We start from the raw sequence: 13,331 nt of genomic DNA on the forward strand, positions 1-13,331 counted from the left end.
GAAATATCAGGATTTATTGTTCATTGGCAAGCTGATACACTTGCTGAACGAATTGCCGCTCTGATTTGAGCCAATCATACATCAACACATGCTGCTTACCCGCCTTAATCAGTTCTTCGCGCAATAAAGAATTTGTTAACACCTCCTGCAGGCCGCGCGCAATATCATCGGGGTTGGTTGGGTCAACATAAAAAGCGGCAGTTCCGCAAATTTCCGGAATGCTGCTGGCATTCGATGCAACAACGGGGCAACCGCAGGCCATAGCTTCTAAAGGTGGAAAACCAAAGCCCTCGTAAATAGATGGGAAAGCAAATAAAGTAGCTAAGCTATATAAAACAGGTAGATCTTCACCATCTACGAAACCAGTAAAAACGATACGGTCAGCTAATACTTGATCGGCGCGAATACGAGCGAACAAAGCCGGATCGCCAGTAATAAATCCTTCCCGTTTGCCAGTTATCACTAATTTCAAATTTGACAGCTCTGCTGGTAGTTTAGCAAATCCGTCGACCAATCGCCGTAAATTTTTATTCGGTTTAACATTTCCTACAAATAATATGTACTGGTCAGGCAGATTGTAGTTACGCTGAACTCGCTGCCGAACAGTCTCATCTTCAGCACGATGGAACAAATCAGTATCCATTCCAAGTAAAATAACTTTAATTTTAGCGTCTTTAATTCCCGTTAAACGTACAATCTCTCGGGTGGAAAACTGAGATATTGTCGTTACCCTGTCAGATTGTCGGGCAGCCGCCTTAGTCACCACCTGCGCATATACTTTCTGCGCCGTGGTAAGCGTTTCCAAGTGGGCCAAATGGAAAACATCAGGCACTGTAGCAAGTCGTCTTCTCGCTCTAATTGGTAGTAAAGGAATATTATAATGAGGAGACCAAAACACGTCGCAAGCTGGAACAAGCAATGGCAGTTTCAACTGCTCAATAATTGAATAGATAGGAAAGTCAGCTTCAATGTGCTTGTAAGCGTCAGGCTGAAAATATGCATTCAACTCTTTACTGCGACCAATCAGTATAACTGAACACATAGAATCAGCTAATAACGCACGGATAAAATGCCTTATATAAACACCGATTCCAGAATTATTTATCATTCTTACGTCGGCGCAGAAAATTTTTTTTAGTTTTTCAGCCATTGCTCTGTATTTATATTTTTTCTATCCGCAAGCTGTGCCATTTTCACCTGATAAAAAACGCCATTAAGAACCGCGATATGTACCCACAAGTAAGCCCTTAAGATATTTTGATTAAAACAAAGGATAATAAATTCAAATAACAAGCTCCAAACAAATCCATTCAGCAGAAGACTATTTACATCTGTCTGGCCCCTTGTTCCCGCTGATCTAATAGACTTAACCAACAAGCAGTATATGTACCAAAGGAAAAACGCAAATCCGATCAATCCGCTCGCGGTTAGTGCTTCGATAAAAATATTAATACTTACATCATAAGGTTTAATCGTCTCTTGAGTAAAGGACGTAACGCCCTTTTCTAAGGCAATAGCCTGTGAGACCCCTCCTAAACTATATCCTTTCAGTGGATCTCGACTAAAAATAGTTAGTTGAGTAATGAACCCATCCAAACGCTCCAGACTTGAGTGAGCGGAGCTTCCCATAATTCCCAAGCCAGTAAGCAGAAAAGAGAGGTTCTCGTTAGAGAATAACACGAATAGAAACGCGCCTGTTACCGCCACCGTTACTGTCAGGAACAGCAATAACTGTTTAATATTTTTACGTTTTACAATGAGTTCAAAGCTTACTATCTGCAAAAAAGCAACTAATATGCCCATCCGGGATGAACTTAAGAAAATAGCAAGTAGGGTAGCAATAGTAGTATAAAGAGGTAGCTTTCCATATAAAATAAATCTTTTTCTATATAAGTAATAGGCCAGCGAAAATCCTATCAATAGATAAGTAGCATAATAAGACGGTTCATAAGAAAATCCATTCAGGCGCGGTAAACGGCCTTCGATCCACCACTGTTCTACGTATAAATCAATACCGAGTAGACCTAAAAATAATTGAGTTAATCCAAGAGCGCTAATGAGCAGAAATGTAATCAAGTATAATCGAACCAGTTTGTGAACTGTATTTTGTCTAAAGTAATAACCGCAAATTACAATGAACGCGAAATGTATATATAGCCATAGAACATAACCTATATTCCGGCCAATTAACGGCATATTAGGAATGAATACAATAAGCAGAAAAGACCACAGTATAAACGGAACAAGCCCAATCATACGAACAGATAGTGATTGACGCCCTATGCCTTCACCCACATATATAAAAAATAATAATATAATAACAATATAAACGAATCTGAACGAAAACCCACCTATCCGTAAATTAAGTACTACATCAAATGAAGAACTCAAAAAAACGAGAAAGAACAGACACTGTACTAATTGGCGATATGTAATAGCATAATCCTTCATTTCAAATTTACGTACCTATTCTCATTTACGAAAGGAAGATTTGATGCGTGTTCTTTCAGTAGAAAGGCTTGGTTTTCGGATCTTACGTACCGAAACATAAACTTACAAAGCAAGGCATAACGATCAAAGCCAATAATAGTTTTAACAAGCCTCGCCACACGATTCAGCATTCTCAACTTGCGATCAAAACCGTCGAAATTAACCTCATTTAGTTTATCAAGATTACGATTGTTACCCAGTAATCCATTTTTCGATAAGTGGTGGTGATAGGATTCAGCACCAATTGTTGTAAACGGGTTTGGGTAAGCCTCACCATTTTCCACTAAGCGCCGATAGAAACGTCGATGAAATTGAGCTATAGGCTGTCCATCATCAAACGTTGCGTAGGAGTACGCGAGTTTTGCCAATTGCGCTACGGTATTTTCACGAGTCAATAATTCGGCGTAAAATCGACTTACGTCCATAATGTCAGCCATACGCTCCACATTCACCGGCACAAATTTTTGAACATCGTCAGCGTCCCTGAACTTATAATTAGAGAAATGATAGAACACTAAGGCCTGTGCTTCTCCACCCTGAATTCGATTAGTGACCCAATAGCGGCCATCCTGATGACTGAGCTTTCGTTCGTGCCAGTTCCAGATTGCCATGTTATACCCTAACCCTCTCTCAATTCGCACGTCATCGAAAAGGGTTGGTAAGAAATCGGCCCACTTCTGATCGACATGTAAACCATCCGTACGATCCGCGTAGCATTGGTCGATCAAACGGCTACTCCACCAACTGACGATACGACTCCCATTGCCAGAACGTTTCAGTGCGCAAAAGCCCAAATTGAAAATTCCTGCGAACAGTATATTTCCTTCTCTGAACAATCCTGAATAGTTCTCTTCTACAGTACTATAATGAGGGGTAAGCACCATAGACGATTCCTGAAGTGCATCATAAATGGCAGTTAATTTGTCGAAAATGTAGATGTCAGGATCGAAATATATAACTTCTTCAAACCCCTTGTCGAATAAGTATCTGAAGCTGAATGGCTTGAGCGCAGTGCAAAATTCGGTGACATTATAAGTGAAGGCCATTGTGGCTAACTGCGCTATACCAAGTTGTTCGGCAGCAATAACAGGATACCGCTGTTGATCAAATTGGATAAGACCATCCGCCCGGTCGGCCACGACAATGAAAAAGGCAATATCAGGATGATGACGCATGAGCGAATCGCCCAGGACGTTAGCCAGCGGTATATAGTTTTTGGCAACGATGGTGAAAACAGCCCGCACAGTCGATTAAATTTTTTTACTAACTACTATATTCTGAGGAGCCAGGAATGGGTCGAGCAGGCCAAAGTGCATCAGGCGGAACTGTTGGCGTCGGGGAGTGATGAAGTAGTTAGGCACGGCACGAACAGGACTTAACTCGTCAGTCGTCATCAGGTCGACAAGATCTTTCTTACAGAAAAAACGAAGATGGGTTTTGTCCATAATGCCGCTTCCCTGGTATTGAAAACTACCGGTGAACAGAATACGACTCCAATTGACAACCTCCCGTATGTTAGGACAGGATATTATCATTACTCCTCCTTTCTTCAAATATCGGCTCACCCGACGAACGGTATCCCAAGGGTCAACAAGGTGCTCTAACACGTCGCCACAAAGAATGATGTCAAAGTAGTCCGTCGGGAAATCGGGTAGCGTCTGCTCAATATTACCGATAAATAGTTGATCCAGAAGCGGATTTTTCTGGTTTGAATTTGCAATAGCAAATAACTCAACTCCGAAGACTTGAGCGGCTAACTTCCGTTCTTTGATGGCCACCAACGTATCACATCCTCCAGCCCCAATCTCTAATATACGATTATCAGGATTGGCAGGCATCTGTTTGATTAAATCTTCTCTAACCTGGGTGAAATAGATAGGCTTTTTCTGCTCGTAAAGCTGCATTTCATTAAGAGTAAGTTGGGTCTAATTGCTTCAATAATCGTGCAGGAACACCCGCAACTACTGAATAATCAGGGAATGAATGAGTAACAACCGAATGAGCACCAACAACGCAATGCTTACCTAATTGAACGCCCGGCAGTACGGATGCTCGGTATCCAATAAATGTATTTTCTCCAATATACACTGGTCCTTTGCTGTGTAACGGTTGCATGGCTGGTGCGCCAAGTTCAGGCTCCGTTCCGTGTGAATGATCGGAGATATAAACATACTCACTAAACAAACATCCATCTCCTATTTCAATTTTATCAATTGCCGTGAGACAGAAAAAATTGCCAATAGTAACATTATTACCTATTCTTATAGATGGGGAAAAACGTTGGTCTCGAAAGCTATCAAAGGCGGCTATCCAAGCATGCTTACCAATTGTTGTATTATGGCCTAAGCTTACATACTCTCCTCCGGTTATGCTGAGATATGGAACAGATAGATAACTGCCCTTCCCCATATCTATTCGTAAGAAAACTCCACTTAACCAAGTAATGATACGCTTTATTAAACGGTTCATATAGCTGATTTTATCTGGCGGATCACTAATTAGTATAATGTCATCAATCAGTGGCCCATAATGCGTACATAGGGTAGCGCGTTGCCAGCACCCAATGTAAAGTCAAAGTTACGATGATTTGTGTAAAAATCGCTGAGTAGGCAGCGCCCACTGCGCCATAATTAGACGATAATACAACACATACTGATGCGTTGATAACAACTGAGACATTGAAAATCAATGCATTAGCTTTTTGCTTTTCATAAACTAACAGCAGTTGGTGAGCAGAAACATTCAAACAAACTACAAACGGAAATAAACATAAAATACGTAATAACAAGACGATATCAGCTTGTATTGAGCCACTCAAAGCTAATACAATTTCTTCTGCCATTACCGCCATTAATGCACACATTACACCAATTATAACCGTAAAAGGAATGTAATATCTACGCATAAACTTCAAAATACTTTCATGAGAATCGATAGCTAAACGGCAAATCACAGGATAGGTGGCTTGAGAGAATACGCTAATCAACTGCCAAATAGCAAAAATAATTTTTTCAGCAATTCCGTATTTACCAAGCACGTCATTAGCTACAAATAAGCCAAGGATAAACACTGTAGAATTACTAAATGCCACCGATGAAAAGGAAGATAGAAAATAATACAGCCCTGATCTTACTTCACTATATAGGATAGTAACAGGCTGCCAACGTAATATTAACTTGTATTTATAACAAGCATATATTATACCAACTATCCCTGAAAGCAAGTTTGCTATTCCAAACAGACCAATCGTATACTGGTAATCTTCAGGCTGTTTAATTATCATAAATACGAGTAACGTATTTCCAATTTTGGCAGTTAAATTAATCCACGTTATATGGCGCATATCTTCCAAGCCCTGAAATAGCCAAGTTGGCAATGTGCAACTACCTGCTAAGTATAATAAACCAAAAATATACAGCCAACTATCTTGTTGCAACCTGTCAATAAACAAGGCTCCAATAGTTATCATGAAGCTACAAATCAGAAAAAGACATAATTTCACCTGAAGGACTGTTGAAACTACTGTTGCTAAACGATTTCTATCACCACGGGCTAATATCACAGATCGGGGAGCCGACAGATTGAAGCCGTAGTCTATAAGAGCAGTCAAATAAATCATTATATTAAATGCATATATAACAGCGCCAAATTTGCTATCACCAACTGTTCTAAATAAATAAGGATAAGTTAGTAGAGGTAGTGCGAAGTTGGTAAATTGCACTAACCCAAGCGATAGAAGGTTAATGAATAACCTTCTATCTGAACGAAAAGAGGTAGTCAACCAATCTGCTGGCTTTTTGATAAGAGCGATTATTACGTTATTCTCTTTACTTATAGGCACTTTGCTCATGCTGTATTCAATTATGACAAGCCTACTTGTTTAGCACCGTTGACTTGAATTTTTCAAAAAACAGTCAAATACTAACACTCATATTATATATTTTAGAATGGATTAGCTGTAAAACATACATTTGACGTTGGTTGGTGTTGTAAGGAGTGAGACCTTTGACTTAGTAAATTTCAAAAAATGTGTTCAGGGCTCTTGCTGTCTATATGTGATATCCATTAATCAAACTGAGTCACTCACTTAGTGAGTTGCTCCTCAAACTGCTTAGTTAGATATTCACTTGAATTAATTTGAGAAATTTTTTGCAAAGTAACGCAAAAACAAGCTGTTAACTGCAACCAGTCTTGGTTGGAGCAATCTGTGAAGCAGGCTGCTATTGTTATCCGCTTGTAATTAAGTGCCACATTTACGCAAATCACTAATTAGTTACTTTTTATCAAAATATAGTTAAATTTGCTGTTAGATGTTGAAAGCTTTAGCAATATTATCAACCACAAGTTTAAAATATATGAGATTTACTTTACCATTTTATTTCATAGTCGCTTTTTCGGCGTCACAATCACTGGGGCAACAGTCCTACTACGTTGCCACTAACGGTAATGATAGCAACAATGGCACAACTATAGATACTCCTTTTAGAACTATAGCTAAAGTTAACACCCTGACATTACAACCAGATAGCCGAGTACTCTTTCGTAGAGGAGATACTTTCCGGGGTATGCTGTTAATTAGTCAATCTGGCACAGCCACTAACCCTATCGTTGTGGATGCCTACGGAACCGGTGCCAAGCCAATCATCGCAGGTTCCGTAGGTGTATCGGGCTGGACATCCGTTGGTAATGGACGATGGCAGGCTACCTGTGCTGAGTGCGGTCCAGTAGTGACCAGCTTGTACGCCAATTCCATATCTCAGCCATTAGGACGATACCCTAATCCAAGTGAACCCAATCGAGGCTATTTGACAGTACAGTCCCATGTTGGTAAAACTAAGTTGGTAAGCCAACAATCATTATCATCAACCTTTGTTGGTGGCGAAGTTGTGGTTCGGTCTAACTATTTCATTATAGACCGTGCCTTAATCACACAACAGAGTAGCAATACGCTCACCCTGAGTAATTCCTCCGTATACGACCTGACTGATAATTTTGGCTATTTTATTCAAAATCACCCCAACACACTCGACAGCCAAGGTGAATGGTATTACGATCCAGCCAACAAGCGAATTACGCTATATGACAATCAGGCCGACCCAAATAACCGCGTGATAACGGCTACCGTTAACGGCCGGGGAATCACGGCCATAGCCAGGGCCGGTATCAGCGTCAATAATATTGAGATTATTGAGACGCTGAACATTGGCATGTACTTCGAGAACTGTTCCGACATTACAGTCAAAAATTGTAATGTGATTAATTCGGGCGAGAATGGGGTGCAATTTAGTGGCTCAGGTAGCAATATATTGTTTGAAAATAACTTTATCAGCCGGACTAATAACAATGCATTCCAAATTGATACGTACAACAATTTCACTTTTCGTACAAACAGAATTCACCGAACCGCCTTGGAACCGGGACGAGGCAAATCGGGTGACGCTCAGTATAACGGGTTAATTGCTTATAGCCTTATCAGCACATTGATTGAAAATAACAGCATTGATAGCACTGGTTATTGTGCGCTTATCTTTCCTAAGAGTAATGCCGTTGTCAGAAGGAATCTGCTTTCTAACTTTTGCATGACAAAAAATGACGGTGGCGGATTGTATATTACTAACAATGCTCAGGAGTCGATGACGAATGTACAACTCGTAGAAAACATAATTTCTGATGGGTTAGGCGTCGCAGAGGGAACACCCGATGGTTTTTTAGGAGCTAACGGCATTTATTTAGACAATTGCGTTCAGAACATGACTGTTAGAGCCAATACAACGTTCAGATGTACAGGCGCAGGCATATACCTTCACGATGTAACAAATGTGATTGCAGAGGAGAATACGAGCTTCGATAATACTTACACTCAATACGCACTTGATTACACTACCCCTTGCCCGTCTACCAATAACACGACACGTAATAATGTATTTGTCGCGAAATCACCTGCTCAATATGCAGCTATATATGATTCCTACACAACTAACTTAGCCACGTTCGGCACTTTCAGTAATAACGTGTATGCCCGTCCAGTAGATGATGTGCAAACGTTGCGTTTGTCCTACCCACCCCCCAACGGAACGTTGTTCGATCCGCAATCTTTAACGGAATGGCAAACGAGATACGGTAAAGATCTAGACTCCAGACGGTCTCCCTTGACCTATAAAAGGTATATTTTCAATTCGTTTACGGGTCCTGAACGGGTAGTAGGTGGCGATTTTACCAATAATTCAGGTTTTGGTTTTGGTGGTCCCTTTATATTCAGTGACTTCAACAATGGTCGGGGAGACTTCGACAATAACAACCGTGTGAATAGTGGTGGTAGCCTGAATTTGAATTTCACATCGGTCACCAACAATCCGGGAGCATCGTTGTACGCATCTCAGGTAATTAACGCGGTATCGAAAGACAAAGACTACATAATACGTTTCGATGCGGTCAGTACAGTGGCTAACCGGCTTGTACAGGTATACATTCAACCTCAGTTTGCTCCTTTCACGCAATTAGTAGAAACACGCCCCGCTGTCGTTGTTGGCACAACTGTTCAGCAATATGAAGTGTCTATACGCCCTCTTAGAGATTTGGGAAATACTTTGGCAATTCTACGGGTGTTTGAAAATGGCCAACCATTATTTGTCGATAATTTCAGTTTTAGAGAAGCCGCCATTACACGGGTCAATCCGGACAGGTTCTTGTTTATCGTCTACAATCCATCGGCTGTCGATTCGGTAGTCACGCTCAATGGTAAATACCGTGACGCAAATAATCAACTGTACACCAGCCAAGTGACGGTGTCCGCCTATCGTTCCATCGTTCTATTTCGCGATGCACCCGAAGCCACTGGTTTAGCCGACTTAAGCATTAAAATAGAGACTGATAAAGAGGCAGTACGCATAAATGAGATTACTACGTTTCGAGTCAGGCTGAGAAACAATGGGGTAATAGGCAGCACTCCTACTCCGGTCGCGGCCCAGTGGAATAGTCGCTTGCCGCCAAACCTTCAAATTACCAATAGTGCTGGTTTACAGCTAAACGGTGGGGTATTAGGCGGTACGGTGAGTAACCTGCCAGCCCTGACCGAAACATTATTTACCTTCCAGGCACGGCCAACCGTTGCTGGCGTTTACAGTACCGCCGTTACTGTAGCGTCTTCTAATTACATTGACCCTGACAGTACCCCAAACCTGGGAACGGCCAATGGCGAAGACGATGAGAACAAGGCATTAATTAGAACGAAGGAATTAAGCGGTGCCTTGTTCGTATCGCCTAATCCCAATCAGCAAAAATTACCGCCGGTTGCTTCCGGCGAACCGGTGGCCGACGTGGCAAAAGCTGACCTCAGTCTGCGAATGAATTTTAGCAAACGGTCTTTAGCGGTTGGTCAGTTGGTCAATGGCACGGTAACAGTTACCAATCGCGGGGGAAGCTATGCCAATTCGATTCAGGTTCAGAATGTACTTCCAGCCGGTTTAGCGTTTGTGAGTGGAAACGGGTGGTCACAAAGTGGTAGTACGCTTACGACTACGTTGGATAAGTTAGCCCCCGGAAAAAGTTTCAGCTTTACGTTCACGGCTCAGGCTGTTAGCGTTGGTCAATGGTCTGACCAGGCTCAGATTACGGCATCGGGCAACCCTGACCCCGACTCAACACCGAATAATGGGTATACGTTAGGAGAAGACGACGAGGCACGTCTTGCTTTCAGAATTTATTAATCTCCATCTGTCCAACAAAAAAGACCCTGTTTGTGCAGGGTCTTTTTTGTTGGACAGATGGGTAGTCTATTTCTTTTTGGCCAATTGCTTTTTAAGATAATGATTACCCTGCTTCAGCCCATCTACTTCCTTCTTCATGCTAATCATATGTAGTGTCAGCTCTTCTATTTTCTCCAGGAGCTTGGCATTCATCTTAGCAACATCCATACCATCTTTCACCACGTCTTCTGCGGCTGGCACTCCCGGCAAATGCTGGTGCTTTTTCACGTACGCTTCTACCTCGGCTAAGGGCGTGAGCTGATACGACGGAGCAAATACGTGGTCAGACCAATCGGCAGTGTTTTGTACTGCTACTTTCACCTTCTCGGTCAAAATACCGTCCTGCACGTATAGCCGGTAGCCAGCGGGTGTTTTAGTTACAGCGGTACCGATAATGACTCCTTCGCCCGTTGCGTTCTGAATATGGTTGCCCTGTATTGTCCAGAGACCATCAGCAGCCGCCAGCCGACCACCGCCAGCCGAGTAGTTTGCTAAAATAACGTCACCAGTAGCATTTACCGTTAAAAACTTGTTGGCATTAGCGGAGGGAGCAAAATCAGATTTCAGGTTAGTGAACCGAAGGCCGCTATTTCCATTTACACCCTGCGTCACTTCCAGTTTCGTCTGGGGGCTGGTAGTACCAATGCCTACATTGACGCCATTACCCAACACAAGGCTGTTGTTTGCCGTAACGCGGGCGTTATAACCGATAGCCGTCGAATTTTGCAGCGATGGCGAACCAGCGGGAACACCAGCGTTGGTACCGATAAACGTATTCTGCTGACCGCCAACGTTCTCAAGGCCAGCGTCGCGTCCAATCATCACATTTTCTGACGCTGTGGTTTTAAACCCAGTGTTGACACCTACTAATGTATTGTTGCTGCCACTACTGTTGTTATAACCAGCTCCATTACCAACGAACGTATTGAAGGTTCCGTTGCTGTTGGTATAACCAGTAGATGCTCCCAAAAAGAGGTTGAAGTTGCCCGAATTATTGGAGAAACCGGCCCGTTGCCCAAAAAATACGTTATTCTCTCCCGTGACGTTTGAGTAACCACTGTTTAAACCAACGAAGGTATTAAATCGACCGGTAGTGTTAGTAAACCCAGAACCGGAACCAAAGAACAGATTCTCACGTCCGGTTGTATTAGCCCGTCCCGCATTTCCACCAACGAAAAGGTTAAAACTACCATCTACGTTTGCACGTCCCGCATTCACACCAATAAATACATTGTCAACCCCTACCGTATTGGTCAAACCGCTTTCAAAACCTATAAATGTATTACCAGTGGCATTATTCGCCAATCCGGAACGTGTACCAATGAAAGTACCCTGCTGACCTGTACTGTTCGATGATCCAGCTAAAGACCCAACGAACACGTTATTGGCACCACTTGCGTTAGCACCACCGGCATCGGCTCCAACGAATGTATTCTCAGTACCCGTATCATTCGTATACCCTGCACCCGCACCAATAAACGAGTTATTTCGCCCGGATGTATTAAAATAACCGGTTCGGTAACCGCCAAAAAAGTTGTTATACCCATCCGTGTTCGAGTACCCGGCTCCATTGCCAACAAAGGCGTTGTTGTTTCCGGTAGTATTGTTTGCTCCTGCCTCGTAGCCAAAAAAACTATTAGCACTTCCAGCAGTATTCTGGCGCCCCGCCATAGAGCCTACAAATGAATTTTGTGCGCCCGCCATGTTTTGCACACCAGCGCCACGCCCTAAAATAAGATTGCCGTTACCGCTCATATTCAGATTGCCGGCTCCAACACCAACTAATGTGTTATCCGAACCGCCTGTGGTTGTAGCCGTTGGCGAGGTTAAGGCAATATTCGTCTGGCCCAGCGTACACACAGCCGTCATCTGTGTTAGTACGATCACAAGTCCGAACTTGCAAAGTAGGCTCTTAGAATTAAGTGTAGACCTGTGTATCATGGAAGTTTGTAGAAAAATTTGACTAAAATAACGATCACAAATTTGTAAATAATTTCACTATTACCCATCACATATTTATCTTTTTCAAAACAACAATAATTTTGCCAACCTTCAGTTTGCTTTTTATACCATTCGTAAACTTAATTTGATTGACATGTTCAACTCGCTTACGTAGTTGGCTACTAACTTACTGATGATCCGTACCCTCGTACCATTAGCTGACCTACCTCTTCCATAGTATGACGGGCTTTCCAACTCAAGAGATTATAAGCTTTGGCGGGGTTTGCATGCCCCTCGGCAATGTCGGTCGGTCGGTAAAATGACGAATCAGTACGAACATGATTTTCCCACTGCAAGCCAACTGCTTCAAACACAACACGAATAAAATCACGCAGTTTTGTCGTCTGCCCCGTTGCAATCACATAATCATCAGCCTGCTCCTGCTGGAGCATCATCCACATGGCTTCCACATAATCAGGTGCCCAGCCCCAATCGCGGGCAATGTCAATATTGCCTAATGTTAAGGTCTCGGTACTGCCGCGAGCAATGCGGCAGGCAGTGGCCACTATTTTCTGAGTCACGAACCGTTCGGGGCGCAGGGGCGACTCATGATTGAATAGGATACCAGTACTTGCCTGTAGTTGATACGCTTCCCGGTAGTTAGCAACTTGCCAGAAAGCGGCTGCTTTAGCTACGCCATACGGACTACGGGGCCGAAATGGTGTGTTTTCGTCGGCCGCCACATTACCCGTATCACCGAAGCACTCGCTGGAACCTGCGTTGTAAAACTTAATGGGCAGGTTGCTGAAGCGAATAGCCTCAAGCAAATTCAACGTTCCTACGCTTATGCTTTCTAATGTTTCAACGGGTTGCTCGAACGAAAGACCTACCGAACTTTGCCCAGCTAAGTTGTATATCTCGTCTGGTTTCACTTTGAGCAGCGTTTGTAACACGCTGCGAAAATCATTGATACTAACCGATACCAATTCCACCTTCTGACGGATACCTAATCGAACGAGATTGTTGGCCGAGGTCATTTGGGCATCGCGGGAACCGCCGTACACCTGATAGCCCTTTTCGAGCAATAGCTTGGCTAAGTAGGCACCATCCTGTCCCGATACTCCACAGATTAAGGCTATTTTCATTCTACATTGA

General features: G+C 42.8%; 9 protein-coding genes. 1 reads left to right on the forward strand and 8 read right to left on the reverse strand.

The genetic code is table 11. The features are described from left to right. Positions 1-13: 13 nt before the first annotated feature. From ACYVHB_RS12770 to ACYVHB_RS12795, 6 genes are all read right to left on the reverse strand, one after another. The gene (locus tag ACYVHB_RS12770) at positions 14-1,150 is read right to left on the reverse strand and encodes a glycosyltransferase family 4 protein (RefSeq protein WP_461052126.1); all 1,137 of its coding nucleotides are present in this window, start codon (positions 1,148-1,150) and stop codon (positions 14-16) included. Next, positions 1,135-2,076, reverse strand: a complete 942-nt coding sequence (locus ACYVHB_RS12775; protein WP_461052127.1) for an O-antigen ligase family protein — start codon at positions 2,074-2,076, stop codon at positions 1,135-1,137. Before ACYVHB_RS12775 ends, ACYVHB_RS12770 begins: the two co-directional genes overlap by 16 nt. Positions 2,077-2,447: 371 nt before the next feature. Next, on the reverse strand, positions 2,448-3,734 hold the full coding sequence (locus tag ACYVHB_RS12780) for a hypothetical protein (protein WP_461052128.1): 1,287 nt from the start codon (positions 3,732-3,734) through the stop codon (positions 2,448-2,450). A gap of 6 nt (positions 3,735-3,740) precedes the next feature. Continuing rightward, a complete protein-coding gene (locus ACYVHB_RS12785) occupies positions 3,741-4,394 on the reverse strand; it encodes a class I SAM-dependent methyltransferase (protein ID WP_461052129.1) in 654 nt (217 codons plus the stop codon). 4 nt (positions 4,395-4,398) lie between these two features. Continuing rightward, entirely contained in the window at positions 4,399-4,959 is a 561-nt protein-coding gene (locus ACYVHB_RS12790; protein ID WP_461052130.1) for an acyltransferase, read from the reverse strand. A 43-nt stretch (positions 4,960-5,002) separates the two neighbouring features. Beyond that, positions 5,003-6,340 (reverse strand): oligosaccharide flippase family protein, encoded by a 1,338-nt coding sequence (locus ACYVHB_RS12795; RefSeq protein WP_461052131.1) that lies wholly within the window; start codon positions 6,338-6,340, stop codon positions 5,003-5,005. Positions 6,341-6,845: 505 nt separating this feature from the next. Between ACYVHB_RS12795 and ACYVHB_RS12800 the strand changes: the two genes are divergently transcribed. Continuing rightward, positions 6,846-10,196 carry a right-handed parallel beta-helix repeat-containing protein gene (locus ACYVHB_RS12800; RefSeq protein WP_461052132.1) on the forward strand — a complete coding sequence of 1,117 codons (3,351 nt, stop codon included), beginning with the start codon at positions 6,846-6,848 and terminating at the stop codon, positions 10,194-10,196. Between the two features lie 66 nt (positions 10,197-10,262). Here the strand turns inward: ACYVHB_RS12800 and ACYVHB_RS12805 are convergent, their stop codons facing one another. Both ACYVHB_RS12805 and ACYVHB_RS12810 read right to left on the reverse strand, forming a co-directional pair. Further along, a complete protein-coding gene (locus ACYVHB_RS12805) occupies positions 10,263-12,176 on the reverse strand; it encodes an autotransporter outer membrane beta-barrel domain-containing protein (protein WP_461052133.1) in 1,914 nt (637 codons plus the stop codon). A gap of 182 nt (positions 12,177-12,358) precedes the next feature. Further along, entirely contained in the window at positions 12,359-13,321 is a 963-nt protein-coding gene (locus tag ACYVHB_RS12810; protein WP_461052134.1) for a GDP-mannose 4,6-dehydratase, read from the reverse strand. Positions 13,322-13,331 lie beyond the last annotated feature (10 nt).

This window comes from Spirosoma arcticum, assembly GCF_054779955.1.

What these genes read in the sequence shown, in the direction of transcription:
- ACYVHB_RS12800 (WP_461052132.1), top strand. Translation starts at nt 6,846, where the DNA reads ATGAGATTTACTTTACCATTTTATTTCATAGTCGCTTTTTCGGCGTCA.
- ACYVHB_RS12805 (WP_461052133.1), bottom strand. Translation starts at nt 12,176, where the DNA reads ATGATACACAGGTCTACACTTAATTCTAAGAGCCTACTTTGCAAGTTC.
- ACYVHB_RS12785 (WP_461052129.1), bottom strand. Translation starts at nt 4,394, where the DNA reads ATGCAGCTTTACGAGCAGAAAAAGCCTATCTATTTCACCCAGGTTAGA.
- ACYVHB_RS12790 (WP_461052130.1), bottom strand. Translation starts at nt 4,959, where the DNA reads ATGAACCGTTTAATAAAGCGTATCATTACTTGGTTAAGTGGAGTTTTC.
- ACYVHB_RS12770 (WP_461052126.1), bottom strand. Translation starts at nt 1,150, where the DNA reads ATGGCTGAAAAACTAAAAAAAATTTTCTGCGCCGACGTAAGAATGATA.
- ACYVHB_RS12795 (WP_461052131.1), bottom strand. Translation starts at nt 6,340, where the DNA reads ATGAGCAAAGTGCCTATAAGTAAAGAGAATAACGTAATAATCGCTCTT.
- ACYVHB_RS12810 (WP_461052134.1), bottom strand. Translation starts at nt 13,321, where the DNA reads ATGAAAATAGCCTTAATCTGTGGAGTATCGGGACAGGATGGTGCCTAC.